This is a genomic window from Agrobacterium vitis, assembly GCF_037039395.1.
Lineage (GTDB): Bacteria > Pseudomonadota > Alphaproteobacteria > Rhizobiales > Rhizobiaceae > Allorhizobium > Allorhizobium vitis_E.
Genome location: NZ_CP146242.1, coordinates 3,017,058 through 3,043,091, shown reverse-complemented (window position 1 = coordinate 3,043,091; position 26,034 = coordinate 3,017,058). Strand labels below are relative to the sequence as shown.

Annotated in this window: 26 protein-coding genes and 1 pseudogene; 16 read left to right on the top strand and 11 right to left on the bottom strand. The window is 57.0% G+C overall.

What is annotated here, in order from left to right; all coding sequences use genetic code 11:
- Nucleotides 1-17: 17 nt before the first annotated feature.
- A complete protein-coding gene (locus V6582_RS16605; protein WP_156630971.1) occupies nt 18-1,055 on the bottom strand; it encodes a hypothetical protein in 1,038 nt (345 codons plus the stop codon).
- 503 nt (nt 1,056-1,558) lie between these two features.
- Here V6582_RS16605 and V6582_RS16600 point away from each other — a divergent pair.
- Both V6582_RS16600 and V6582_RS16595 read left to right on the top strand, forming a co-directional pair.
- Entirely contained in the window at nt 1,559-2,173 is a 615-nt protein-coding gene (locus V6582_RS16600; protein ID WP_197434314.1) for a sulfotransferase family 2 domain-containing protein, read from the top strand.
- Between the two features lie 347 nt (nt 2,174-2,520).
- Nucleotides 2,521-3,528 (top strand): hypothetical protein, encoded by a 1,008-nt coding sequence (locus V6582_RS16595; protein ID WP_156630969.1) that lies wholly within the window; start codon nt 2,521-2,523, stop codon nt 3,526-3,528.
- A gap of 59 nt (nt 3,529-3,587) precedes the next feature.
- Here the strand turns inward: V6582_RS16595 and V6582_RS16590 are convergent, their stop codons facing one another.
- Entirely contained in the window at nt 3,588-4,055 is a 468-nt protein-coding gene (locus V6582_RS16590) for an Lrp/AsnC family transcriptional regulator (RefSeq protein ID WP_337739189.1), read from the bottom strand.
- 232 nt (nt 4,056-4,287) lie between these two features.
- On the opposite strand from V6582_RS16590, the gene trxB reads away from it, so the two are divergent.
- The 4 genes and pseudogenes from trxB (at nt 4,288) to V6582_RS16570 (ending at nt 8,239) form a co-directional block, all read left to right on the top strand.
- A complete protein-coding gene (gene trxB / locus V6582_RS16585) occupies nt 4,288-5,262 on the top strand; it encodes a thioredoxin-disulfide reductase (protein WP_156630968.1) in 975 nt (324 codons plus the stop codon).
- Between the two features lie 25 nt (nt 5,263-5,287).
- Nucleotides 5,288-6,184 carry a LysR family transcriptional regulator VtlR gene (locus tag V6582_RS16580; protein WP_041698126.1) on the top strand — a complete coding sequence of 299 codons (897 nt, stop codon included), beginning with the start codon at nt 5,288-5,290 and terminating at the stop codon, nt 6,182-6,184.
- A 559-nt stretch (nt 6,185-6,743) separates the two neighbouring features.
- Nucleotides 6,744-7,079: an ArsR/SmtB family transcription factor gene (locus V6582_RS16575; RefSeq protein WP_197434313.1), complete on the top strand. Its 336-nt coding sequence runs from the start codon at nt 6,744-6,746 to the stop codon at nt 7,077-7,079.
- Between the two features lie 43 nt (nt 7,080-7,122).
- Nucleotides 7,123-8,239 (top strand): annotated as a pseudogene (locus tag V6582_RS16570) (alkene reductase).
- A gap of 48 nt (nt 8,240-8,287) precedes the next feature.
- Here the strand turns inward: V6582_RS16570 and V6582_RS16565 are convergent.
- Nucleotides 8,288-9,349: an NAD(P)H-binding protein gene (locus tag V6582_RS16565; protein ID WP_156630966.1), complete on the bottom strand. Its 1,062-nt coding sequence runs from the start codon at nt 9,347-9,349 to the stop codon at nt 8,288-8,290.
- A 98-nt stretch (nt 9,350-9,447) separates the two neighbouring features.
- On the opposite strand from V6582_RS16565, the gene V6582_RS16560 reads away from it, so the two are divergent.
- Nucleotides 9,448-10,350, top strand: a complete 903-nt coding sequence (locus tag V6582_RS16560) for a LysR family transcriptional regulator (protein ID WP_156630965.1) — start codon at nt 9,448-9,450, stop codon at nt 10,348-10,350.
- Nucleotides 10,351-10,424: 74 nt separating this feature from the next.
- Here V6582_RS16560 and V6582_RS16555 read toward each other — a convergent pair whose 3' ends face one another.
- Nucleotides 10,425-10,688: a DUF2188 domain-containing protein gene (locus tag V6582_RS16555; protein ID WP_071585385.1), complete on the bottom strand. Its 264-nt coding sequence runs from the start codon at nt 10,686-10,688 to the stop codon at nt 10,425-10,427.
- Nucleotides 10,689-11,163: 475 nt separating this feature from the next.
- Here V6582_RS16555 and V6582_RS16550 point away from each other — a divergent pair, with 475 nt between their 5' ends.
- Together V6582_RS16550 and V6582_RS16545 are read left to right on the top strand one after the other, a co-directional pair.
- On the top strand, nt 11,164-12,330 hold the full coding sequence (locus tag V6582_RS16550; RefSeq protein WP_156631006.1) for a calcium:proton antiporter: 1,167 nt from the start codon (nt 11,164-11,166) through the stop codon (nt 12,328-12,330).
- Nucleotides 12,331-12,501: 171 nt separating this feature from the next.
- Complete coding sequence (locus tag V6582_RS16545; RefSeq protein ID WP_156630964.1) at nt 12,502-13,728, top strand: OpgC family protein; 1,227 nt, start codon at nt 12,502-12,504, stop codon at nt 13,726-13,728.
- Between the two features lie 88 nt (nt 13,729-13,816).
- Here V6582_RS16545 and V6582_RS16540 read toward each other — a convergent pair whose 3' ends face one another.
- Nucleotides 13,817-15,019 carry a pyridoxal phosphate-dependent aminotransferase gene (locus V6582_RS16540; RefSeq protein WP_156630963.1) on the bottom strand — a complete coding sequence of 401 codons (1,203 nt, stop codon included), beginning with the start codon at nt 15,017-15,019 and terminating at the stop codon, nt 13,817-13,819.
- A gap of 329 nt (nt 15,020-15,348) precedes the next feature.
- Between V6582_RS16540 and V6582_RS16535 the strand changes: the two genes are divergently transcribed.
- The 3 genes from V6582_RS16535 (at nt 15,349) to V6582_RS16525 (ending at nt 17,502) form a co-directional block, all read left to right on the top strand.
- Nucleotides 15,349-15,771 carry a hypothetical protein gene (locus V6582_RS16535; RefSeq protein ID WP_156630962.1) on the top strand — a complete coding sequence of 141 codons (423 nt, stop codon included), beginning with the start codon at nt 15,349-15,351 and terminating at the stop codon, nt 15,769-15,771.
- Between the two features lie 165 nt (nt 15,772-15,936).
- Nucleotides 15,937-16,827 (top strand): DMT family transporter, encoded by an 891-nt coding sequence (locus tag V6582_RS16530; RefSeq protein WP_337739188.1) that lies wholly within the window; start codon nt 15,937-15,939, stop codon nt 16,825-16,827.
- 459 nt (nt 16,828-17,286) lie between these two features.
- Nucleotides 17,287-17,502: a cold-shock protein gene (locus V6582_RS16525; protein ID WP_015916682.1), complete on the top strand. Its 216-nt coding sequence runs from the start codon at nt 17,287-17,289 to the stop codon at nt 17,500-17,502.
- Between the two features lie 78 nt (nt 17,503-17,580).
- Here V6582_RS16525 and V6582_RS16520 read toward each other — a convergent pair whose 3' ends face one another.
- Together V6582_RS16520 and V6582_RS16515 are read right to left on the bottom strand one after the other, a co-directional pair.
- Nucleotides 17,581-18,228 carry an MBL fold metallo-hydrolase gene (locus V6582_RS16520; RefSeq protein WP_156630961.1) on the bottom strand — a complete coding sequence of 216 codons (648 nt, stop codon included), beginning with the start codon at nt 18,226-18,228 and terminating at the stop codon, nt 17,581-17,583.
- A gap of 146 nt (nt 18,229-18,374) precedes the next feature.
- Complete coding sequence (locus V6582_RS16515; RefSeq protein WP_060719824.1) at nt 18,375-18,572, bottom strand: hypothetical protein; 198 nt, start codon at nt 18,570-18,572, stop codon at nt 18,375-18,377.
- A 413-nt stretch (nt 18,573-18,985) separates the two neighbouring features.
- On the opposite strand from V6582_RS16515, the gene V6582_RS16510 reads away from it, so the two are divergent.
- The 4 genes from V6582_RS16510 to V6582_RS16495 all read left to right on the top strand — a co-directional run bounded on the left by V6582_RS16510 (nt 18,986) and on the right by V6582_RS16495 (nt 23,157).
- Nucleotides 18,986-19,450 carry a MarR family winged helix-turn-helix transcriptional regulator gene (locus V6582_RS16510; RefSeq protein ID WP_156631004.1) on the top strand — a complete coding sequence of 155 codons (465 nt, stop codon included), beginning with the start codon at nt 18,986-18,988 and terminating at the stop codon, nt 19,448-19,450.
- A gap of 5 nt (nt 19,451-19,455) precedes the next feature.
- Nucleotides 19,456-20,154: a response regulator gene (locus V6582_RS16505; RefSeq protein ID WP_156630960.1), complete on the top strand. Its 699-nt coding sequence runs from the start codon at nt 19,456-19,458 to the stop codon at nt 20,152-20,154.
- 44 nt (nt 20,155-20,198) lie between these two features.
- On the top strand, nt 20,199-21,578 hold the full coding sequence (locus tag V6582_RS16500) for a sensor histidine kinase (protein ID WP_156630959.1): 1,380 nt from the start codon (nt 20,199-20,201) through the stop codon (nt 21,576-21,578).
- A gap of 214 nt (nt 21,579-21,792) precedes the next feature.
- Complete coding sequence (locus V6582_RS16495; protein WP_197434311.1) at nt 21,793-23,157, top strand: phophatidylserine decarboxylase associated domain-containing protein; 1,365 nt, start codon at nt 21,793-21,795, stop codon at nt 23,155-23,157.
- 134 nt (nt 23,158-23,291) lie between these two features.
- On the opposite strand, the gene V6582_RS16490 is transcribed toward V6582_RS16495, so the two are convergent.
- The 4 genes from V6582_RS16490 to V6582_RS16475 form a co-directional block, all read right to left on the bottom strand.
- A complete protein-coding gene (locus tag V6582_RS16490; protein WP_156630958.1) occupies nt 23,292-23,651 on the bottom strand; it encodes a tRNA-binding protein in 360 nt (119 codons plus the stop codon).
- On the bottom strand, nt 23,648-24,469 hold the full coding sequence (gene proC / locus V6582_RS16485) for a pyrroline-5-carboxylate reductase (RefSeq protein ID WP_156630957.1): 822 nt from the start codon (nt 24,467-24,469) through the stop codon (nt 23,648-23,650). The genes V6582_RS16490 and proC overlap by 4 nt, the downstream gene beginning before the upstream one ends.
- A gap of 2 nt (nt 24,470-24,471) precedes the next feature.
- Nucleotides 24,472-24,972 carry a YbjN domain-containing protein gene (locus V6582_RS16480; protein ID WP_070164214.1) on the bottom strand — a complete coding sequence of 167 codons (501 nt, stop codon included), beginning with the start codon at nt 24,970-24,972 and terminating at the stop codon, nt 24,472-24,474.
- A gap of 498 nt (nt 24,973-25,470) precedes the next feature.
- On the bottom strand, nt 25,471-25,752 hold the full coding sequence (locus V6582_RS16475; RefSeq protein ID WP_156630956.1) for an accessory factor UbiK family protein: 282 nt from the start codon (nt 25,750-25,752) through the stop codon (nt 25,471-25,473).
- Between the last annotated feature and the right edge of the window lie 282 nt (nt 25,753-26,034).

The following is a 26,034-nucleotide window of genomic DNA, read 5'->3' as shown; positions in this document are numbered from 1 at the left end:
ACAGGAAATGAAGACGGTTACAGCCCTTGCAACTGAAATCCCGGCAGCAGAGAATTGGCAGCGCGACTGCGGACCGGACGGCTGCTCCCGATACAGCGCCTGGCAAGGATGGGAGCGAATCTCGCCCAGACTTCACCGCTGCGGATCTCCTCCGGTGTCCAATGGGCATAGGCGATATCGTAAAACAATTGCTCACGATCAGGCAAAGGCGGCTCGGCCACATCCTCGAGCCGCCTGGAGCAGATTGGCGCTGCAATGTTGAAGCGCGACAAGGTGATGACCGGCACGCCGGCCAGCAACGAATCCAGCGAAAACGACGAGGAATAGCAGATGGTGCAATGCGCCCGCTCCAGCTCGTCGACAGTGGAAAGCGAGCCGAGATCGGAGATCCGCAAGTTGGAAACAGTCGCAAGTTCGACCTGAAGCGCTGCGAAATCCTCGTTTTTCATGCCGGGATGCGGCCGCACGACAATCGGCCGGTCGGTTAGCCGGCGCACGCTGCGCGTCGTTGCCCCCAGCCACTGGCAGACGTCCATGCCCCGCATGGCGGCGTCGCCGGGGATCTGCCCGATGATCAACACATGTTCGCCAGCGCTGCGATAGGGTTTCAAGCGGATATTCAGCGCCGCACTCTGTTTTTCCCAGCGATCCGCCGGGCTTTTGGTATTGCAGAAATCGGCGTCGCCCGGCAGCGACCCATCGAGCGCAATCCGGTAGAAACTATGTCTGAATTTGTAGAAAGCGCGCCGATGCCCCAGAAGAGTGTGATACCAGTTAAATGACCGTTTGATGGTCTCACGCCCCCAAAAGCCCGTTTCGACGGTCAGCAGCGGCCCCTTGTGCTGGGTGGCAATCGCCGTTCGAAAGGCATGGACCGGCGTTGACGTCAGGCCGAAGGACCCGAAGAACACAGCCACGTCACATGGCTTGTAATGCGCATCGTCCACCACCGAAAAGCGAAACTGTGCAGACGTTTTCTCCAGGAAGGCCTGGAAGGGAAAGTCCGGTTTCGTCGCCCGAAACAAATTGACGCTGATCGCATCCGCTTTTTGCATTTCGGCCCCCTTGGTGGTCACAAGACGATTTTCAGGCCGAACAGCATGAACATTCGTCTCGCCGAATATATTCATGCTGTTGTCGCAAGGCCAAGCCGTTCCCACTTATGTTGATAGCGCTATCATCGTTGTCCCCAGATTTCCCAGGCAACAGCCTCCCTTGTGCCGCTTATCCCTCGCCCAAAGGCCCAACGGCGCTGCTGCCGCATGATTTTAAAAAAAGCACGGGGAATTTTTTAAAAAAGCACTGGCGCGAATCAGTAACTTATTGGTTACTACAATAACATGGGTTTATCCCAAATGCGCCGCTACTGGCGCAAATAAAGATGATATCAGCTACGGATCAAGATGAACTTGATCCGAATGTCCATGCAGAGTTGTGGAGTTCCTGGGCCGGAAGCCGGCATCGGGGCTTAAGCTCTCTGCGGGAAACATTGAAACGGGCACCTGCGCCCTACCGACGTCCAGCGTTTTGGACGCGGCATTCACTCACAGGAGGGACCATGACGGTCGTTGCGCCCAATTTTGTCTTCGTACATGTTCCGAAATCCGCTGGCAGATCCATTACCAGGGTGCTGGGCGGCGAAACGCATGGCGTGCCGACCCATGTTCCGCACAGGAAGCTTTCCCAATTCGGCGTCGATGGCCGCTTTTCATTCGGCTTCGTGCGCAATCCTTGGGACCGGATGGTGTCGCTCTATTCGTTTCTTTGCCAGAAGCGGCTGCAGAGCTATGAGTGCCCGGTCTACCAACAGCATATCCGCGACATTGGCTTTAAGGCCTGGCTGCTCGAAGACGCCTATTATTCGAGACATGACGAACATTGGCCAGAGGAGATCCTGCCGCCGCTTCAGCGCCGCTCGCAAATGTTCTGGCTCTCCGGCTGCGATTACATCGGCACGATGGAAAATATCGATTCCGACTTCCGCCATATCCGCAGGAAAATCGGCATGAAGCCGACCCTGCTGGAAAGACTGCGGCTGAGCAATCCTGTTCCGAAGAAAAACCAGTCGAAGCGCGGCAATTATACCCGCTATTACGATGAGGAAACCAAAACCTTCGTACAGACGCATTTCCAGGAAGAAATCGAGCTGTTCAACTATAAGTTTTCTGCCTGACGGATAGATCCGATGCGGCATCGGCCTTCATCCATCCGGGTCGAAAGACGATGCCGCGTGCATTCAAAAACACTAAGTATACCCATGGCTTTGCGGCCACGCAGGGATGCAATATAACGCTGGGCTACTACATAATTTTCTCCTTAAATCGCTTCCGATTTAAGGAGAAAATTATGTAGTAGATTTAAAGTGTTACAGCGCCGTGTGTTTTATAAAACGCACGGCGCTGTAACCGCCGAATTTTCACCTTAATCAGCTCAGATTTAACGAACTATACAGTGAAATCTGTTTCTGGTGAAAATCATGGCGTCCACATTGAGGAGACGTCGCTTGCGCAGGAGCCCAACGTGACGTCTACCCCCGTGGCGCAGCAGCGCCAGCAAGTTGCCTGCATTGGTTTCTGGGCCGATTATGAAGACTATTTCTGGACAAAGGCCGATCCAAGCCGATTCGATGTTCAGGTCCTGAACGTGAAAGATGCCGCCCGTCACCGGCCTATCTTCAAGATCATGCCGCGCTTCGGCCGAAAATATCTCTATAACCGGATCATCGCCCAGCAGATCGCCAGCCAGCCGGATGCACTTTTTCTCGTCAACGAGCGCGAGGAAATCGTTGAATATCTGCACAAGGCCCGCCCCCGCGCCAGGATCGCCGTCGTGGTGCGCAATCCAATCGCCACCAAGACCGGCATGGGGCCGCTGCTGCAAGACCTACACGCCGCCGGCTATCCAGTGCTGTCCTTCGACGAGGCCGACTGCCAGCGCTACGGATTTGAACCCTACCGCCAGTATATTGCCGCCGTCGACAGCGTCAAATCGGTGCAGCCCGTCGTGGATTTTGCCTTTCTCGGCAAGGACAAGGGGCGCAAATCGCTGATTGAGGCGCTGAGCAGCGATTTGCGGCGCCGGGGCTTCACCACTTCCATCCGGTTTACGGAACTGAAGAAGGCCCGCAAAACCCTGGCCGACCGCTTCACCAAGCACACCGGCAACAGCCCTTACCCGGCCTATCTGGCCGAAAATCTGGCGGCCCGCTGTATCATCGACATTGTCCAGGACGGCCAGCAGGGCCTGACGCTGCGCCCGCTCGAAGCCACCCTCTATGGCCGCAAGCTTCTGACCAATAATGGTTCAGTGCGCACAGCGGACTTTTATCATCCGGCTAACGTCTTCCTGCTCGACAGCAAGGCAAACCTCGACGGCATAGAAGATTTCTTCCAGGCGCCGTTTCAGCCGGTCTCGCCCGAGGTGATGGCGCTTTATTCGGTCGAGGCCCTGATCGACAGGGTCAATAGCCTGCTCGACAAGCACAGCGCTGTGCGTTTTATAAAACGCACAGACGCTTTAACATTTTAAATCTGCTGCATAGTTTTCTCCTTAAATCCATGCCGATTTAAGGAATCATGCAGTAGGAATCAGAGAGGAATCGAGTCCAGCCGCTTGATCTGCCGGATCGTCAGCAGGGTTTTCACCGTATCGACATGGCTATTGGCTGTCAGCGTCTCGATAACGAAATCCTGGAAACTGGTGAGGTTTTCGGCAACGCAGTGCAGCAGGAAATCGCTTTCGCCGTTGACCATCCAGGCCTGGCGCACCAGCGGCCATTGTTCGGTGGCGGCGGCGAAGCTCTTCAGATTGGCTTCCGACTGGTGTTTCAGTCCGACCATGCAGAAGGCGACCAGATCGAAGCCCAGTTTGGGGCCGCTCAAAGCCGCATGATAGCCTTGAATAATGCCCGCCTCTTCCAGCTTGCGCACCCGGCGAAGGCAGGGCGGCGCGGAAATACCGACGCGCTCCGAAAGCTCGACATTGGTCATCCGACCGTCGCGTTGCAGTTCTCTTAGAATTTTGATGTCGATGGCATCCAATTCGGCGCGAAACACGCGGTCACCCTTTTATCAAACTCCATGCGCGCTTATGACCCTGACCGGGTTCCAACGCAAGAAAATGTCCGTTTGCCGCAGTAAAATTACGGTGGATGGAATTGCCCTGTTATAAACGCAGAGCTGCCCTTGAATAAATGCATGGAGCCTTCATAAATGAAATGAAGAAAAGGCGGGGCAGGCATCCTATATGCCGCACACCACACGTCCCTCGCCACGGAAAGGAAAGACCATGTCCGCCCGCCATACCAAAGTGCTGATCATCGGCTCTGGTCCCGCCGGTTATACCGCCGCCATTTATGCAGCCCGCGCCATGCTGAAACCGGTGTTGATCGCCGGCATGGAACAGGGCGGCCAGCTGATGATCACCACCGATGTGGAAAACTATCCCGGCTTTGCCGATCCGATCCAGGGGCCCTGGCTGATGGGCGAGATGCTGAAACAGGCAACCCATGTCGGCACGGAAATCGTCAACGACCTGGTGACCGAGGTGGAAACCACCCGCCGCCCCTTCACCGTCAAGACCGATTCCGGCACGGTCTGGACTGCCGATACGCTGATCATCTGCACCGGCGCCAAGGCGAAATGGCTGGGGATCGAAAGCGAACAGCATTTCCAGGGTTTCGGGGTTTCGGCCTGCGCCACCTGCGATGGCTTTTTCTATCGCAACAAGGATGTGATCGTGGTCGGCGGCGGCAATTCGGCTGTCGAGGAAGCGCTCTACCTGTCGCATATCGCCAAGACCGTCACCGTCGTGCATCGCCGCGACAGTTTCCGCTCGGAAAAGATTTTGCAGGAGCGCCTGTTGGCCAAGGCCAATGTCAAGATCCTGTGGAACACCGTCATCGATGAAGTCACGGGCATCCCGGCCAAGCCGCCGATGCCGCCATCGGTGACCGGCGTGCGGCTGAAGAACCTCGACAGCGGCATCGTCACAGACACCCCAATCGACGGCGTCTTCGTCGCCATCGGCCATGCCCCAGCGGTGGAACTATTCACCGGCAAGCTGAAACTGAAGCCAAACGGCTATCTGTGGACCGCACCGGATTCGACCGCGACCGACGTCCCTGGCATTTTTGCCGCTGGTGACGTGACCGATGATATTTACCGCCAAGCTATTACTGCTGCCGGCATGGGGTGCATGGCCGCCCTCGAGGCAGAACGTTATCTTGCCGCGGAGATTATCCCGGCTCAGGCCGCGGAGTGAGGGCATGATGCGAGGCAGCAGCAATATACCGCTGGATTGGGACAAACTGCGGATTTTCCATGCCGCAGCCGAAGCTGGGTCCTTTACCCATGCGGCAGATAAGCTGCATCTCTCGCAATCGGCGATCAGCCGGCAGGTGAGCGCGCTGGAGCAGGACGTGGGGGTGAAGCTGTTTCACCGCCACGCCCGGGGCCTGATTCTGACCGAACAGGGCGAATTGCTCTATCGCACCGCCCATGACGTGCTGCTGAAGCTGGAAACAGTAAAAATGCAGCTGACCGAAACCACCGAGAAGCCAAGCGGCAAGCTGCGCGTCACCACCACGGTCGGGCTTGGCCAGGGCTGGCTCACCGACAAGGTGCAGGAATTCCTGCAACTTTATCCCGATATGTCGATCCAGCTGATCCTCGACAACGAGGAACTGGACGTCAACATGCGCCACGCCGATTGCGCCATCCGCCTGCGCCAGCCGCAGCAATCGGACCTGATCCAGCGCAAGCTGTTTACCGTGCATATGCATGTCTATGCCGCGCCCTCCTATATCAATCGCTATGGGGAGCCGCAGACCATCGAGGATCTCGATAACCATCGGATCATCAGCTTTGGCGAACCGGCGCCCAATTACTTGCTTGACGTTAACTGGCTGGAAGTGGCCGGGCGCTCCTCCGACAATCGCCGCATTCCCCATCTGCAAATCAACAGCCAGACCTCAATCAAGCGCGCCTGCCTGCTGGGTATAGGGGTCGCCTGCATGCCCGACTACATCGTCGGTCGCGATCCGGGACTGATTCAGCTGCCGATCAATGCCGAAGTTCCGTCCTTCGATACCTATTTCTGCTATCCGGACGAGATGAAAAATGCGGCCAAGCTAAAAGTTTTCCGCGACTTCATCGTCAGCAAAGCGCGCAACTGGAATTTCTGAATCCGTCAGATCGTCTTATGCGCATCTATGCATAGGCCTTGCAATACAGTGGCGGCAAGGTCGCAGATCATCGTCAGATCGTTCTTCAATTGCGACGCAAATAGCAGACATGCGACATGCGCATGCCTCCTATGCACAAAAAAGCATTGTTCACTGCACAAAAAACCACCATATCGCTCATAGCTGATGCACACGGTGGCTTCCTCCCAGTTCCCACCGCACCAGCTGTTCCCCTCTGGAGGTTTTTAACCTTCACACTTTAAGGGCCCTGGAGTAATCCGGTGGCCCCTTTTTTTTGGCTTTTTTCTTTTTGGTTTTTTACTTCTGGTTTTTTTATGGGGGCCAAACTTTTGCAGGCGCCCTTGAAAACTCCCAGGATTGATCTATATGATTGCATAGTTGCGGAAGAACTATCTTTGGTAGTTTTTTGTAGCTGTTCCCCTCTGGAGGTTTGACAACCTTCACACTTGAAGCATCCGTTCGCGGGTGCTTTTTTTTGCGCTTCAAAAACCCCGGCCGCCTCTCTTGATATCGGATTTTTACGATCCATATATCGTTTATGGACGATACGAATTCTGACACGCTAGAAGACCTCGGTAAGCCGGACATGGATGACGCGCTGAAAGCGCTGTCGCATCCCGTTCGGCGTGAGATCCTTCAATGGCTGCGCGAACCGGAAAAGCATTTCAGCGACCGGGCTCATCCGCTGGAAATGGGCATTTGCGCGGGGCAATTCGAGCGCTGCGGCCTGTCGCAATCCACCGTATCGGCCCATCTCGCGAGCCTTCACAAGGCCGGACTGATCACCTCTCACAAGGTCGGACAATGGATTTTCTACAAGCGGGACGAGGCAGCCATTGCTGCCTTCCTATCCCGGCTGTCGTTGGAACTCTGACCTGCCCTCATACTCCACTCATTACCCTCAGAAGGACATTTCAATGGCCACTCTTTTCGACCCCTTGCAAGTTGGCGATATCGCCGTTGCAAACCGCATCGCCATGGCGCCACTGACGCGCAATCGCTCTCCCAATGCCGTCCCAAAGCCAATCACCGCCACCTATTACCAGCAGCGCGCCACCGCCGGTCTGCTGATCACCGAAGCCACGGCTATTTCTCATCAGGGCCAGGGTTATGCCGATGTTCCAGGCCTCTATACGCCGGAAGCCCTTGAAGGCTGGAAGGCCGTCACCAAGGCGGTGCATGAGGCGGGCGGCAAGATCGTCACCCAAGCTCTGGCATGTCGGGCGTATTTCCCATACCTCGCTTCAGCCGAATGGCGGCAAGCCGGTGGCTCCTTCGGCAATCGCCGCCAAGGGCAAGACCTATGTGATCAACCCGGATGGCAATGGCGCATTTGTCGACACCTCTGAGCCCCGCGCCCTGGAACTCTCGGAAATCCCCGGCCTGATCGAAGACTACCGCAAGGCGGCGCGCGCCGCCATCGATGCCGGTTTTGACGGCGTCGAAATCCATGCCGCCAATGGTTATCTGCTGGAGCAGTTCATGCGGCTGAGCAGCAATCAGCGCAGCGATGCCTATGGCGGCTCGATTGAAAACCGTATCCGCCTGACGATTGAGGTCGTTCAGGCCGTGACCCGCGAAATCGGCAGCGGCCGCACCGGCATCCGCCTGTCGCCGGTCACGCCTGCCAATGACGTTTCAGATCCGGATCCGCAGTCGGTCTATACCACGCTGGTGGAAAAGCTGGCGGCCTTCGACCTGGCCTACATCCACGTGATCGAGGGTGCGACCGGCGGCCCGCGTGATTTCAGCCAGGGCGACAAGCCCTTCGATTGGGATGCCTTCAAGGGCGCTTACCGCAATGCGGGCGGCATGGCTGTCTGGATCGGCAATAACGGCTATGACCGGCAGATGGCGATGGACGCCGTTGCGTCAGGCAAGGTGGACATGGTCGCCTTCGGCAAACCCTTCATCGCCAACCCGGATCTGGTGCGCCGCCTGAAGGAAGACGCGCCACTGAATGAAGCCGACCAAAGCACATTCTACGGCGGCGGAGAAAAGGGCTATATCGACTATCCTACGCTCGACGATTGATCGAAAACCTCGATACAGATCCCGCCCACCGGCGGGGTCTTTTTTACATCATTGCGGGGCAGTTTCCGATGCCATCGAGCTGCCTGCGCCAAGAGAACCCGCCATGGGTTGCAAGCAATTCAGGCTCCTCAGGGTCGCGGTCACCGCCACGTCCAGTGCCGTCCTTGGTTCTTCCCCAAGCACCTCGACAAGACGTCGGTTATCCATCGCAATGGGTTCGCGCCACAGGTAGCGCATTTCCAGCAATTCCCTAAACACCGGCAGGATGGGTGACAGCAGCGGCACCATCCACCAGGCAAAGCGCTTGAACCGGACAGAATCGCTGCCGCTTGCCCGCCGGATTGCCTGCGCCATGGCATATCCGTCCACATCGACATGGCCCTGCATGTGAAAACGGGCGAAGGCTGGCATATCAGGCGCGCATTCGAGCAGCCGGACAAAGGTTTCGGCGACATCAGGCAAATAGGCCCAGCTATGGCTGACGCCCGGCCTGCCCGGCAGGTTAACCCGGGTCACCGGCTTGCCGGGGGTAATCAACCCTTGAGCAAACCAGTTGTTTCCCGCCTCTGGCCCGAAGAAATCACCAGCCCTGACAAGAATGACCCGCACCCCCTCGCCTGCGGCCTGTTCCAGCCGCCGCTCCAGCTCTACCCGTATCCGGCCTTTGACGGTCTGAGGATGCTGCGGGCTCTCCTCACTGAGCAGCGGGAAGGCATCCGGGCCATAATTATAGATCGTCCCCGGCATCAGGATACGGGCACCGCTGGCACGGGCGGCGGCAATGGTATTGTCGATCATCGGCAGCACCAATGTCCCCCAGTTGCGATAGCCGGGCGGATTGACACCATGCAGGATAACCGAGGCGCCCCTGGCCGCCTGGAGGACATCAGCGCGGTTCATCGCATCGCCCTGCACCCATTCCAGTCCTGGCTGCCCCTCTTTCTGCCTCGCCGCCATTTGGGCTGCATCGCGGTGGAGAGCCCGCACATGGTATCCCCGACCGGCCAAAGCCCGTGCGACGGCACCACCGACGCCTCCGGTCGCCCCGAGCACGAGGGCAATCGGGCCGGGCTGCGGAATAGAAGCACTGATATCGTTTATCTCTGTCAAAGCAATCTCCAGACTTCTGCTGTTTCAATTGCCAATCATCTCTAATTACCCCTATATTCGAAATTGTATATTTTCTTATCCCTGCTATACAAAAATGCATGAATACTGAACGCTTGAGTTGGGACCTCTACCGCAGTCTACTCGCCGTCATCACGGAGGGTTCGCTGTCTGCCGCAGCGCGTCAACTGGGCCTGACCCAGCCGACGGTCGGTCGCCATATCGAGATGCTGGAACAGGCTTTCGGGACACCTTTGTTCCTGCGCAGCCAGCGCGGCCTGCTGCCAACGGAAACCGCCCTCGCCATGCGGGGCCACGCTGCCTTGATGGCTGCCACCAGCACATCGCTGGCGCGCATCGCCGCCGGGGAACAGGGAGAAGCAGGAGATGTGCGCGGACCGGTGCGGATCAGCGCCAGCGAAATGATCGCCGTGGAAGTGCTTCCCCCAATTTTCGCCCGCTTGCAGGAACAGTTTCCCGGGCTGGAAATCGAGCTATCGGCCACCGACCAGATGGAGGATCTGCTCCACCGGGAGGTGGATATTGCCGTGCGCATGGTGGCGCCAACCCAGCTTGCCCTGATCAGCCGCCATATCGGGGTGATTGGCATCGGCTTTTATGCCCATCGGCGTTATCTCGAGCGTCACGGCACGCCATCAAGTCTGGCGCAGCTTGCCGAGCACCGCCTCATCGGTTTCGACCGGCAATTGGCCTATATCAGGGATCTGCTGAGAACCCGCCCGGATCTGGATGCCCTGCATTTTCAGTTCCGCAGCGACAGCAATCTGGCACAATTTGCAGCCATCCGCGCCGGACTGGGGATCGGCATGTGCCAGCCCGGCCTCGCCCGCCGCCATGCGGATCTCATCGAAGTCCTGCCCGGAACCCTCAATATCGCGCTCGACACATTCGTGGTCATGCACGAAGATTTGAAACTCAGCCGCCGCTGCCGGACGGTGTTCGACGCCGTGGTCGAAGGATTATTGGCCTATCTGGGCGAATAACATTGACCGCGTAATGTTGTCCTGGTCCGCAAGCAAACCTGGATTACACAATCTATTCAGGCAGTGCGGGCCGTTCACGCGGTACGGGACTGGTCGTAGTGGTCGAGGATTTCCACCTCGGGCCGATCATCGCCATTGCTCATTTCCGCCCGCCACTTGCCGCTCTCATCCTGATAGACGATCCGCACGGGCTCGTCGGCCTGGGCGATTTCCTGCATGACGATTCGCGCCGCTTCCAATGCCTGATCATGCGTATCGAAGCGTTCGGAATAGGCGCCGTTCAGCCGATAGGCCCAGCCTTCATCATGCGGAACGATTTCATAGGTAACCTTGACCATGATGCATCTTCTCCCTGTGCAATGAATGATCTCCCTGTCGTCTGATACCAAGGTTCGAAGATGCTACTGCATAATTCTTTAAACCGGAATCGGTTTAAAGAGAAAATTATGCAGCAGATATAAAGCGCTACAGCGGACTTTTGTGCGCCATATATGGCGCACGGCGCTGTAACGCATCCTCACCTTGAAGGCGTTTCCAATATCTCAAATGCGTCAAAGGCTTGAGATATTCTCAAAAGGAACACCAATGGCAATTTTCAATGACCATTGGTGTAACTATCGCATCTTGAGGACGGAACTGCAAATTGCCCCAGCACGTTGCAGGTGCGAAAGAGAATGGACGCACTGCAATGGCGAATCGCTATACAGAAATCCATGTTCAGCCCTTGAATGGCTCTTGCTTGCCCGACTACCCTGCTTGAATGACAAATAATGCCGCGCCGGCGGTTTCAAAGGATGAAGAGACGTGACAGTTTTGCTCCGGGAAAAGTCCCTGCTGATCCCCATCGCATTGGCGATAGCCGTGTTATTCCTCGAACATTCGCTGATCGAAGCGGGGCCCACCATCAGCCTCATCGCTGCGGCAGTGCTGATTGGCGGCATATTGGTGGCGTCGATCCGGGTCGCGCATCACGCGGAAATCCTCGCCCGACGGGTTGGCGACCCCTATGGCACAATGATCCTCACCCTGTCAGCCGTGGCCGTGGAAGTACTGATCCTTGCCATCATGATGCAGGGCGAAAGCTCGCCCACCCTGGTGCGCGACACGATCTATTCGGCTGTGATGCTGGATATCAACGGCATTCTGGGCCTTGCCGCCCTGCTGGGCGGGCTGAAGCACGGCGAACAGCCCTATAATGACGATAGCGGCAAGACCTATGGCGTGATGATCCTGACGGCAATGGGCATATCGATGATCGTGCCGGAATTCATCCCCGTCGACAAATGGACCTATTATTCCACCTTCACCATCTTTGCCATGCTGGCGCTTTATGGGCTGTTTTTGCGCATGCAGGTCGGTCAGCACAGCTATTTCTTCAGCTATAGCTATACCGGCCGCGCCGTGCCCAAGGCAGCAACGACAGCCACAATAGCAAAGGCCCCCGCCACCAGTGTCGAAGCCACCAAAAGCGCCGCAGAGCCACAGCAGGTCCCACAGGAGGCCTTGCCCCATGACGAGGAAGACGGAAGCATCGCATCCTCCATCGCCGTCATCCTGTTTGGCGTGGTGCTGATCGGCGTTCTCGCCGAGTTCATGTCTGCCCTGATGACCGAGGGTCTGCGCGATACCGGCGCGCCTCCGACCATCATGGCCATCGTTGTTGCCACCATCTCGGCGGCCCCCGAAATCATGACGGCGCTGAGAGCGGCCCTGCGTAACCGCATGCAGGCCACCGTCAACATCGCCATGGGGGCGTCGCTGTCTACCGTCATCCTCACAGTGCCGGTCATGGAGGCCATCGCCCTTTACACCGGCCAGCCGTTCATCATGGCGATGACCCCGGTACAGACGGTGATGGTGCTGATCACCCTTGTCGCGGCGGCCATCAACCTCAACGATGGCGAGACCAATGCCATCGAGGGCATGACCCATTTCATCCTGTTTGCCACCTTCATCATGCTGTCTGCTCTGGGCCTTTGATCTCAGCGGGTGCAGGTCAAAATCCAGTCACAAGATTTTGATGCCGGAACCTTTCTTGCAAACATTCGTTGCGGTTATGTGATCGGATCGTTACCCGGTCCGCCGCATTGTCACCACGATGAAGGGCAAAAACCGACCTGCTGGGCAGGACGCGAACCGGGAGCCGGGACCTTGAAAAGATTAGATGTCCTAGACGGAATGCGGGGATATTTCCTTGTATTCATGATGTTGAACCACCTGATCTTCACGGGCGGCTATCTGCTGGTCGAGGTCAACCATCGCAACCTGACATTTGTCGAGGATGCGCAGGGCTTCGTGTTCATGTCCGGTCTGCTGGTCGGCATGGTCTATGGCCGCAAGATGCTGAAAAGCGGCTATGAAGCGGGACGCGAGCGGATCTGGGCGCGGGCGCTGGAGCTGTATCGCTACGCCATGGGCATTATTCTGCTGGTCCTCCTGGCCCGCTTCGTGTTGCCAGGTGCTGCCGGAATCTGGCATGACTGGCTGGGCGAAGTCTCGCTCGGCGATCCGTTGCGGCTCGGCTCAATTGCCACATTCCTGTTCCAGCCGACCTATATGGATATCCTGCCTCAATATATCATCTACATGGTGTTTGCGCCGGTCTTGATCTGGCTCTGCATTACCGGTCGCTGGGCAAGCGTCGCTATCGGCTCATTGGTCGTCTGGATGGCGGGCCAGCTCGGCCTGCACCGTCTGATCACCTATCCGCTCGATGCCTGGCTGGGCGCTGCCGAAAAGGAAGGCATTCGCGCCAGCTTCAACCTGCTGGGCTGGCAGATCGTGTTCTTCTCCGGCCTGATCGCTGGCAGCCTGACGGCGACGCGCAATATTGAATGGAGCAAGGTATTCAGCCCCGAGAAGACGCTGATCCCCAAGACCGCCCTTGCCGTGCTGCTGTTCTTCCTGCCATTGCGAATCATGACGGCCCATGGGTTGATGCCTGACGTCGTGCTGCAAAAATTCGGCACGATGGAAGTGCGCGCCGATTTCGGCCCCGTCTATCTGCTGAATTTCGCCGCCATGGCCAGCCTGGTTGCATGGCTGCTGATTGCCGGTCCGAAATATGACAGCGCTTTCGTGCGCAAGACAGCAAGCGTGGTCAACAGCGTCTTCAGTCTCAGCTTCCTGCAATTGCTGGGCCGTCACTCCCTGCATGTCTATCTCTGGCATGTGCTGGTGGTGTTTGCGGTGCGCTATATCGATGGGCGGGTCGGCCCCTTCTCGGAACTGTCGAAAACCATGATCGCGGTGTTCTGCGTTTCGCTTCTGGCTTTGCCAGCCCTCTACCGCGAACGCGACATCTATTTCGCTCCGGCTCCGGCACCAAAACCGGTTCCTGCACCCGTCCCGGCAGGCAAGCAAATGCAGAATGCCTGATCGGTGCTGCCGATGGTCGATGGATCAATAGAAAAAGGGCGGGATGGCATCACCATCCCGCCCTTTAGTTTTACTGGTATGCGAAAGCTTATTTGCAGGCCGCGCAGAAGCGCTGGATGCGCTTGCAGGCTTCTTCCAGTAGGGCTTCCGAGGTCGCGTAGGAAATGCGGAAGTTCGGGCCAAGGCCGAAGGCGGTACCATGCACCACGGCCACGCCTTCGGTTTCCAGCAGTTCGGTGACGAAATCCTCATCGCTTTCCAGAACCTTGCCCGACGGCGCGGTCTTGCCCATCAGGCCCGCGCAGGACGGATAGACATAGAAAGCCCCTTCCGGCGACGGGCATACGATACCCTTGGCCTGGTTGAGCATCGAAACCACCAGATCGCGGCGGCCTTCGAAGATCTTCTTGTTTTCCGGAATGAAGTCCTGGGTGCCGTTCAACGCTTCCACAGCCGCCCACTGAGCGATGGAGCAAGCGCCCGAGGTCTGCTGGCCCTGGATCATGTCCATCGCCTTGATCAGCGGCAGCGGGCCTGCGGCATAGCCGATACGCCAGCCGGTCATGGCATAGGCCTTGGAAACGCCGTTCATGGTCAATGTACGGTCATAGAGCTTCGGCTCGACTTCCGCCGGCGTGGTGAATTTGAAGTCACCATAGACCAGGTGCTCGTACATGTCGTCGGTCAGCACCCAGACCTGCTCGTGGCGCAGCAGCACGTCGGTCAGCGCCTTCAGCTCGGCCTCGGTATAGGCAGCACCCGACGGATTGGACGGCGAGTTGAACAGGAACCACTTGGTCTTCGGCGTGATCGCTTTTTCGAGATCTTCTGCCGTCAGCTTGAAGTTATTTTCCTGCGTGGTGGCAACGAAGACAGGCGTGCCGCCGCACAGCGCCACCATTTCCGGATAGGAGACCCAGTAAGGCGTGGGAATGATCACTTCATCACCGGCGTTCAGCGTCGCCATGAAGGCATTGAACAGGATCTGCTTGCCACCGGTGCCGACAATCGTCTGCTCCGGCTTGTAGTCCAGATTGTTCTCGCGCTTGTATTTGTCGGCAATCGCCTTGCGCAGTTCCGGAATACCCGAGATCGGCGTGTACTTGGTCTCGCCGCGATGGATAGCGTCGATGGCGGCCTGCTTGATGTTGTCGGGCGTATCGAAGTCCGGTTCGCCCGCGCCAAGGCCGATCACGTCACGGCCTTTCGCTTTCAGTTCACGAGCTTTCTGCGACACGGCAATGGTGGCGGAAGGCTTAACACGGGAAAGGGCGTCGGCAAGAAAAGCCATGAAATTATCCTGAAGCTGTTGATCGTTTGCAAACCTTGGTTTGCCCAAGGCTTCAGGTTACAGCTGTATGGCAATTCTGCCTGCCCGGATCAAGCGGAAACGGCCAGCGCCGATGCTTTTCTTGTCACCGTGACAGGAGCGCCCAAAAACCACCATCAAGGATGCTGGCCAGGACGACGGAACGCGCCGTTAACCGACCGGAACGCCCAAATATTAACGCGCCACAATATCGCCTCAATTTTTGCAGTGCAGTGCCGCAATTCGGTCCCTTTGCCGACGATTTCGACCGGCTTTTATCATCCTGTGGTTGGGCAGAAGGACGCGGCGAGATGAGACGGAACAGGACGGAAAATAACCCCTCAAAACCCTGGGATTTTGGCCGGAAACCCATGTTTGCGGCCTGGATTGCTCTGGCCGCTTTGACATTGCCGACCGCATGGGTTTCGGCGGCCCCCGCAAGCGGACAACAGGCCCCCTCAGTGGCGGCAAGCACAATAACCGATCAAACCCCGGTCGATACGATGGAAACCGGCAGTATCGCCTTGCCGATCACCCAGAAAGACCTGCTGAGCAATACGCTTGCCCGCAACAACGGCGTCGACCGAGCAGTCGCTGGCACCGTTTCCTCCGTTCATGTCCCCGGCTATCTCTCGGTATTGGCCGACCGCCGCGTTCTTGCCCTGCTCAGCCTGTTTGGCCTGCTGGTCGTCTGGCTCAACCGGGCACCGCCAAAAAACAATCAGGATCTGTAGCGTTTCCGTAGACACGTTTCGTATTTTTTGAAACACCTGAAGACAACCCCGGGATGGTTCAAAACAGATATCGCAGTTCTTGCGGCCATTGATGACGCCTGATAGAGCCACCGAATTGCCTGCGCAGCCGCAAGATGAGCCCCAGGGCAGGATCAGGATGTTTCAGTGACCCGCATTCAGGCAAATCTCCTTCTTCTTCTGGCTGCCGCCATTTGGGGCGGTGGGTTTGTGGCGCAGTCCACCGCCATGGATCATCTGGGCGCCAATTGGTTCAACGCCCTGCGATTTGGCATTGCGACGCTTGTGCTGCTGCCTTTCGCCGTGCTCGAAAGCCGGCGTAGCCGTGACAGATTGTCGGTGGGTGACGTGAGGATGTTCGTCATCATCGGCGTCCTGCTGTTTGCCGCCCAGACCGCCCAGCAATTCGGCCTGAAAACCACCACCGTCACCAATGCCAGTTTCCTCACCGGCCTTTATGTAGTGATCGTGCCGGTCCTGGCGGTGGTGTTTCTGCGGCACCGGCCTCATTGGATCATATGGCCTTCCGCTCTGGCAGCCCTACTCGGCATCCTCCTGCTCAGCGGCGGCAGCCTTTCGGCACTCAGTACCGGCGACGGACTGACTATTCTCTGCGCCGGGTTTTTCGCGGTGCAGATCCTGCTGACGGGCCGGATTATCCAGACCCTGTCGCGGCCCCTCGCCCTTGCCACCATCCAGTTTGCCGTGACCGCGCTTCTCTGCACGCTCGCCGCCCTCAGCCTGGAGCCGATCAGCCTTGCCGACATCGAGAACTCGATGACGCAAATCCTTTATGGCGGTCTGTTGTCGAGCGGCCTGGCCTTCAGCCTGCAAATCATCGGCCAGCGGTACACATCCTCTTCGCAAGCAGCGATTTTCATGTCATCTGAGGCGCTGTTCGGTGCGCTCCTGGGCGCAATTATCCTGCATGAATCCCTGACGCCAATCGGCTATCTCGGCTGCGCGCTGATGTTTCTTGCCATGCTGGCGGTGGAAATCGTGCCTGAATGGGGCAAACAGCGCGCTATTAGGCAATAAAATTTAACTCACGCCTTATTTTACAGCTTTGAAAAACTTTACCGCTACAACCGGCATATTCAGGATGAATTACATCGTCCACGATGCAGTTTTCGCAATTTTTGGCGAAATCAGCACAGATTTGGCCCGGAAAGACACGAATTGCTCCGGCTTGAACCATGCCAGATCATAGATTGGTAAAAAAACTTTTGCTTGCCAATTTCCCACAAACCAAGCACTCTTGAAGGGTTCGGGCAATTTAAAGGCGCGGAAAGATCTAAATTTCGACTGGCACCGGAGACGCAGAAGTTCCGGGCATCCATAAGGGGATACGACTGGCGTCGTTCACAGCTTGTGGCTGCGGTAACAGGGACCTTTCCTCACAATTTAAACTTGCTCGCCTAGACCCCTGCCTCGACCCTGGGCGGGATTGAGCAATGCTGTCCGCCGATCCCGGACAGAGACAAAAGGACCTGACGCATGGCCGAAACTGGCATTGTAAAATTCTTCAACAACGACAAAGGCTTCGGCTTTATCAAGCCGGACAATGGCGGTGCGGATATTTTCGTCCACATCTCCGCCGTACAGGCTTCCGGTCTGAACGGACTGAGTGAAAATCAGAAAGTAAGCTTCGATACGGAACCGGACCGCCGCGGCAAGGGACCAAAGGCCGTCAATCTGCAAATCGCAGGCTGAGACCCTCGTTCACACATTTCATTTCGCCCAGCGGCCCGGCAAGTTTTGCCGGGTTTTTTCTGCGATTCAAAGACCTTTTCAAAGGCCTTTCAGAAACGGATTGCTGCGGCGCTCGTCGCCGATCCGGCTGCCGGGGCCATGGCCGCAAATGAAACCGACATCGTCTCCGAGTGGCAGGACCTTGTCGCGGATCGATGCCAGCAATTGTTGATGATTGCCGCCCGGCAAATCTGTGCGGCCGATGGAACCGTTGAACAGCACATCGCCCAGATGGGCGAATTTCTGGACGCGATTGAAAAACACCACATGACCCGGTGCATGGCCGGGGCAATGCAGCACCTCGAACTCGTGGCCGGAAAAGCCGACGACATCGCCCTCTTCCAGAAAGCGGTCAGGCGTTACATTGCGCAGCTTGATGGGAAGATTGAATCGGGCGCTCTGCCCTTCCAGCGCATCCAGCAGCACCTTGTCATCGCGATGCGGGCCGATAATCTGGATGCCGAGCGCGTCCTTGACGTCTTCGGCGCCACCGGCGTGATCAAGATGGCCGTGGGTCAGCCAGATCTCCTTCAGAGTGATGCCGTTTTCCTGGACCATGCGCAGGATGTCCTCGACATCGCCGCCCGGATCGACCACCACGCCTTCCTTTGTCTCGCTGTCGAAGAAAACCGTGCAATTCTGCTGAAATGGCGTGACGGGAATAATCCCGGCCTGAAGCTGTCCCATACTTAACCTCTGACGATCGGCGTGCCGCGAACCAATGGCGACCTTTATACGTCATATACAGCATCAAACTGAAAAGTGGACAGCGGTCCTGCGGAAAATCCTATAGTAACCTCACATCAAGCGGCGTCTCAGACCATCGAAGATGGTCAGGGTACGGCGACCATTTCGGCTTCAGCCGAATGAAGGTTCGGCATCATCACATTGCCGACCAGAAGGGCTGCCACGGCGATTTTCAGGGTGAAAACCAGGATCATCACCGGCTTTAAGGTGTTTTCAACGGCTTGCGCGACAGGAATGTCGGACGAAAATTCCGGTGCGGTTTCCGACGCGAGATTTGATGACATTGCAGTCAGCCTCTTGTTCTACCATTGCATGAAAACGCCAAAGCATTCTCATCGCCTTGAAGGGATCGCGACTGTTTCCATCGACAACCGCCACCCCGTCCCCATCTATTGCCCTCATAAAGCCTTGAGCCGCGCTTTGGTTGCATGACCTTGAAAATATTTCTCAGGCAGAAGCAGCCTCTATTGACGGCATCTTTGGAAAACCGGCTTTTTTAATAGCGTTTTGATCGCACTCGTCATAGTTTTGCACCGAATTTCAAGTGCATGGACCACGCCGCCCGAGATGATCGGCCACAGATGACCGGCCGGACCTCCCCGAAACACCGCGGCGGCGTAAAGACCGGTAGAACAAGGAATTGAAACACGTGCAGAAAACGTCATCGGTAAGAACGGCGAAAAAGCAGCTGCCGGACATGCCGCATATCGACGATAAAAGCATCGATTTCGAAACGATCGAGGCCTTCTTCTTCGCCTACCGTGATTTCATTTCCGATCCGGACGAAATTCTGGCCAAGCTGGGCTATGGCCGCGCCCATCACCGGGCGGTGCATTTCGTCAACCGCCAGCCGGGCATGACAGTGGCCGATCTTCTGGGGTTGCTGCGCATTACCAAGCAGAGCCTCGCCCGGGTTCTGAAGGAATTGATTGACGAGGGCTATATTCGCCAGATGACCGGCCCCGCCGACCGGCGTCAGCGCCGGCTCTACCCGACATTGGCCGGGCGCGAACTGGCGCTGGCTCTGTCGGACCCGCAATCGCGCCGGATTGCCCGTGCCTTCGAAGGGTTTTCCGGCGAACAGAGACAGGCGGTTCGCACTTTTCTGGCTGCCATGCGCAGTGAGAGTAGCGCGGCAACCCCGCTAGATCAGGAGCCTTGAGCAGTATGAAGCGTATTGACCTGACCGACGATGCCCCGCACCTCCTTGTTGTCGATGACGATACACGCATCCGCGATCTCTTGCATCGCTACCTGACCGAACAGGGCTTTCGCGTCACCGTCGCCGCCGAAGCGCAGGAAGCCCGCCGCAAGCTGGCGGGCCTGGCCTATGACCTGCTGATCGTCGATGTGATGATGCCCGGCGAAAACGGCTTGTCGCTGACCAAGTCGCTGAGCGGCGAGATCAATGCGCCGATCATTCTTCTGACGGCCCGCACGGAGGCCGATTCGCGCATTGCCGGACTGGAGGCAGGTGCCGACGACTATCTTGCCAAACCTTTCGATCCGCGTGAACTGGTGCTACGCATCAACAATATCCTGCGGCGCAATACCAATGCCGATACGCCGAAAATCGAACAGGTGATGTTCGGCCCCTATACATTCTCCATCCTGCGCAAGGAGCTGAAAAAGGGGCCAGAGGTCATTCATCTGACCGACCGCGAACAGGATATCATGCTGCTGTTTGCCAACCGGGCCGGAGATACCATTCCGCGCCATGAGCTGGTGGGCGAAGATACCGATGTCGGTGAACGCACCATCGACGTGCAGATTAACCGCCTGCGCCGCAAGATCGAGGACGACCCGGCCAATCCGGTCTGGCTGCAAACCGTGCGAGGCATCGGCTATCGCCTCAGCCGAGATTAAAAGCTGCATCCGACCAGCAGCGGTCAACCATAACGGAACCGACCATGACGTTCAGGCAAGCCTTCAGCCGGCTGAGATACCGGCGCATCTCATGGATCGACCTGCGCTGGTTCAGCCGCTGGCTGCGCCGCCAGTTTCCGACCGGCCTGTTTGCCCGGGCCCTGCTGATCATCATCCTGCCGATGCTGATCCTCCAGACCGTCTTGCTGTTCGTGTTCATGGAACGTCACTGGCAGATGGTGACGCAACGCCTGTCCGCCGCCGTTACCCGTGACATTGCCACGATAATCGTATTGCTGGAAACCTACCCGCAGGACGCGGCCAACACCCTGAAACTTGCCAATTCCAAGCTGGGTCTAGTCGCCTCGCTGGAAAAGAATGGCGAATTGCCAGCCCCTCGCCCCAAGCCATTCTTTTCGATTCTCGATCAATTGCTGAGCGACGAATTGCGCAACCAGATCAAGCGGCCCTTCTGGATCGATACCGTCGGCGATTCGCCGCTGATCGAGATCCGTATCCAGTTGAATGGCGAGGTGCTGCGGATTTTCGCCCGGCGCAACCAGGCCTATGCCTCCAATACCCATATCTTCCTGCTGTGGATGTTCGGCACGTCGTTGGTGCTGATCGTTATCGCCACACTGTTTCTGCGCGGCCAGATCCGCCCGATCCTGTCGCTGGCCGAGGCCGCCGAAAGCTTTGGCAAGGGCCAGAAGCCCGCCAAGGACTTCAGTCCGCGTGGCGCCGATGAAATTCGCCGGGCGGGCCTCGCCTTCATTCTGATGCGCGAGCGTATCGAGCGACAGATGGAACAGCGCACCGCCATGCTGACCGGCGTCAGCCACGATCTGCGCACCATCCTCACCCGGTTCAAGTTGCAATTGGCGCTCGCGGGCGACAATCCCGATCTTGAACCGCTGAATGAAGATGTCGATGCCATGCAATCGATGCTGGAAGGCTATATGGCCTTTGCGAAGGGCGAGGCCGAAGAGAATTTCGGCCCCTTCAGCCTGAAGGACATGCTGGAAAAAATCAGCGCCGATTACCGGCTGCACGGCAAGACCTTCAGCTATATGATCGAGGGTGACGAGCAGATCCGGGTGCGCCCCAATGCCTTCTGGCGACTGGTGGGCAATCTTGCCGCCAATGGCCGCCGCTATGCCAATACCATGCATGTCGAGGCCCGCCACGGAGCCAAGTGGCTGACCATCGTCTTCGATGATGATGGTCCCGGCATTCCCGCCCAATCTCGCGATGATGTGTTCAAGCCGTTTTTCCGATTGGATGAGGCCCGCAACCAGGATGCGTCAGGCACCGGGCTTGGCCTCGCCATTGCCCGCGACATCGCCCGCAGCCATGGCGGCAATGTCACGCTTGGCGACAGCCCGCTCGGGGGCCTGCGCGCCACGATCCGCATTCCGGTGTGATAGAGCAGAAAGGATCGGCGAGAAACAGCCCATTCTACGTTTTTATCCGTTCCCTAAATATACTCATTTTCATTCCCGTCGGGCAGCATTAGCAGCCTGTTAAATTTGGCTGACTTTTTTAGGTTGAAAATTTTATCATGTTGCAATTTAAAATTGCCGACACTTTAATGCCTGAGGCTGATCGATTTGGCTTGCCATTTCATAGGGGATTAACGTGCAAGATTCTTCCATCACAATCAAAAAACACCATTTTCCAAGCAGTTATCGTACAGGATGGCTTCCTGATCCAGGGAGTTCCAGTTGGAAAAAATTTCACGAGCACGTAACAGAAGCCGTTACGGCCTTTGATGGCGAACTGGATCCAACGGTGCAGGATTTGCTAGACTTTCTAGCCAGCAATCCAGTTGTTTCCTATCTGATGGCCAATGCGTGCCGCCAAAATGAAACCATACGCAATACGCAGGATCTTGATACGGATGGCGTGCCAATTCCACCCATCCCCAATGCTGAATTCTTCGCTTCAGTGTGCAATTTTCTTCTAACCTGGTGGCCTCGCTACATTGATGACGATCTGGTCGGCTTGCCTTTCTCCGGCTTCACAGTTGGCATTGATCCTACTCTATCAGGGTCACAACTTCTGGGCCTTCCACAATTTAATGAAAAGATGGCCAGAGTATTGAACCAGTGGCATCAGTTTTTGGGGAGCCTGGCGTCTGCTGAAGGTTTCGCCGTGGAAGGGCAACAATGGTTGTCTGCGAAAGCCAAGGCATCATACCAATTCGATTTATGGGAAAAAGATAACCAGACGCTGCCTTATTGGAACTCGTGGAATTCCTTTTTTACTCGTAATTTCAAGAACCCCCATGAGGCGCGCCCGATTGCAGATCCGCAGTCGAATCAAACGGTCATCTGCCCAAATGATGGGTCTCTATTCCGCTGGGATTGGAATGTTGCTGCGGACAATACATTCTGGTTCAAGGATATGAACTATTCTCTACGCGACATTCTCAGCTCACCGATAGCGGAACAACAGGCGGTTATCGACAAGTTTGATCTAGTCGACATGTTCACAGGCGGGTATATCTTCCAGACATACCTCAACCCCTATAATTTCCATCGCTGGTGGGTGCCGGTCAATGGCAAGGTTCTGTTCGATCCGATATGCATTCCGGGTGCCTATTTCAACAAACTAGTTCTACCGGATTTTGGCGGGGCCACCACCGCATCTCTACCCTATTTGACCGAGGTCAATGCTCGCGGTCTCATCGTTTTCGAGACCGAAGACTATGGCCGGGTCTGCTGCATCCCGCTGGGCATGAGCGAAGTTTCAACGATCTCCTTCAGTGAGCAGATGAAAGCTGGGACAAAAGTCCACAAAGGAGAGGAAATGGGCATGTTCAACTACGGCGGCTCATCCTTCGTCGTGATTTATGAGAGCTTACCGAATAAACAGTTGGTCTTTATGGACGCTAACGGCAATCATTATCCACAGCGCCCTCAAACGGCAACCAGTAGCGCAGGTGCAGGAGGCAACGTAACCAATATCGGCGCACAGATTGGTGTCTGGTACTCTCGCTGACAGGCATCCAATACCTGGCCAAGACGGCGCATCTCAAGACTATGCCGTCTTGGAACAGCTCAGAAAACTTGACGAGATGCACCTATGAAAGCGATAATAAAACGGGCCATTTCATGTTGGCCAAACTTTTTCCATCACATCATCCGCTTGCCGTTCGGCACGCCGCGCTCCACCGAAGCCAGCACGATCGCTCCGGTCTCATCCTCGAAACCAAGGGTGAGGACCTCGGAGCGTACAGGCCCGATCTGGCGTGGCGGAAAATTCACCACGCCGAGCACCTGGCGTCCAACGAGGCTTTCCGGTGTGTAATGCACGGTGATCTGCGCGGATGACCGCTTGATGCCGATCTCAGGCCCGAAATCGATCCGCAGCTTGAAGGCAGGCTTGCGGGCCTCAGGAAAAGGCTCTGCCTCGATGATCGTCCCGACCCGGATATCGACTTTTTCGAAATCGCCGTAAGTGATCTCGGTCGAAGTCTTGTCGCCACCGCTCAAGAGGCGAGCTCCTCGGCCCGGCGTTTCGCGGCGGCAATCGCCGTGTCGAACAGCGGCTGCATGCCCTGGTCTGCCATCAACACGCCAAGGGCCGCGGCGGTGGTGCCGCCCGGCGAGGTGACATTCTTGCGCAGCGTGGCGGCATCGTCCGGGGACTGGTGCAACATTTCACCAGCCCCCGCGACGGTTTCCCGAGCGAGACGCATGGCGAGGTCCGCTGGCAGACCGGCTTTACGGCCTGCCTCAGCCATGCATTCGACGAGATAAAACACATAGGCCGGACCGCTGCCGGAAACGGCGGTCACGGCGTCAATATCGCTTTCGCTGCCCACCCACTCGACAGGCCCGGACACGGACAGAAGCGCCGTCACCCGCGCCCGCTGCGCTTCGCTGACGCCAGCATTGGCATAGGCGCCGGTGACACCACGTCCGACCATGGCAGGCGTATTGGGCATGGCGCGGACCATGGCCGCAACCCCCAAATGGGTCTCCATGAAAGACAGGGTCTTTCCGGCAGCCACGGACACCACAACCGTATCGGCACCCACCAGCGGCTTAAGCGGCGCAAGCACCGCTTCCATCACCTGCGGCTTGACTGCCAGAAACAGCAGACCAGCCACAATATCGTCCGGTGCCTGCGTGAGATGACGCACGCCAGCCTGAGCAAACCGGTCCTTGGCAGCATCACTCGCGCCGGGATCGATGACGATCACCGTCGACGGATCGACGCCATTCTTCAACCAGCCGGACAGCATGGCGCCGCCCATATTGCCGGCGCCGACAAGAACGATCGGACCTGAGGTCTGCGAAATGGCCATGGTCAGGCCTCTCCGACCGTGGTGAACAGCGCCGCATCCATGGCCGACTTGGCATCGATCCCCGACCAGACGACGAACTGGAACGCCTGGAAATAGGTCTCGCAGGCCTCGACCGCGCTGGACAACAGCACTTCAACCTGCTGGTTGGTCGGCTCGGCACCGCCGGCCAGCAGCAGCGACTGGCGGAAGATCACCACGTCTTCCTGCCGCCACAGATCGAAATGGCCCATCAGCACCTGACCATTGATGTGCGACAGAAGCCGGATGATCTCGTTGACTCTGGGTTCGGGTACCCTGATATCGAAGGCGCAGGCCAGATGCAGCGCCTCGCATTCCTCCATCCAGGAGAAGGACACGTGATAGGCAGCCCAGCGGCCATCCACGGTCATGGCGATTTCATCTTCGCCGGACCGCTCGAAAGACCAGTCATTATTGGAGGCCACATACTCGATCGTGTCGACCGGGTTGGATTGACGTTCAAATTGAAATTCCATTAGGCTCATGCCGCACCTTCTAAACCGGGAATGCCCTTGTGACGACGACAAGCTGACACCATCGACAAACCACAACGCACTGACCGGAAATACGCTTCGAATGACACCCGATAGCCCCAGAATGCTTGCGGCACCCTGCCCGAAACTGGTCGGGTTCGTTTCGAATCATCATTTAAAATCAGTGTATAGCGGGCACTCCTCCAAACCAGCCCCTCCCGACCGATTTCACGAGCGTCACTGTGGACAGCGCGTGTATCCACACCCCGATGCAGAGGCTTAACTGACTCATGGAATTGCCTTTTTTGGAACAATCCACATGTGGAAAAAAAACGTAAGCAATCATTAACCACAATGCCCGGTTAACGCTCCGATGACCCCATAGCGCACATAAAAAACGGCTGCGCGCGAGCACAACCGTCAGATAGCGTGATTATTGATTTGCAAGTCCATCTACGGACAATCAGGCCGATGGCCAGCCGATCCGTAGCTACCAGATGCTTTTCCCTATCAAGATGCCGGGTCGGTGGCCACAGGCACACTGCCGCCCGTCTGCTGTTCCAGCGCCTCGATACGGGCCTTGAGGGCTTCGTTTTCTTCCAATGCCTTCAACGCCATTTCGCGCACTACGTCGAATTCCTCGCGGCGCACGACGTCCAGGCTGTTCAGCCAGCGTTCGGCCTGGGCATGCAAGGCGGTTTCCGCTTCCTTGCGCACGCCCTGGGCGGCGCCAGCGGCATCGGTCATCAACTTGGCGAATTCATCCATGATACGGCTTGTTCCGGTGCTCATGATCGTGTTCCTTACGCTCCACCACAAGACGCCCGATTGGGGCGCGGCATTCTCTGGAGGTAGGGATTCGGCGCAGGCTATGCAAGAGAAAACCACGTGAAGAGCACCAGCCCCTGCACCCACCGCCTAAACAGCGGATGGGCCACGCCAAACGCGCCCAAACGCCACTCTTCAAAAAACCCTTGCCAAAAGCCTTTTCCCGGCCTTTACACAGATCATTGAGGATCTCACGTCTTTTTAAGCTCTCGGTGCAATTTTCACCTTAATCGGAGCGGATCAAGG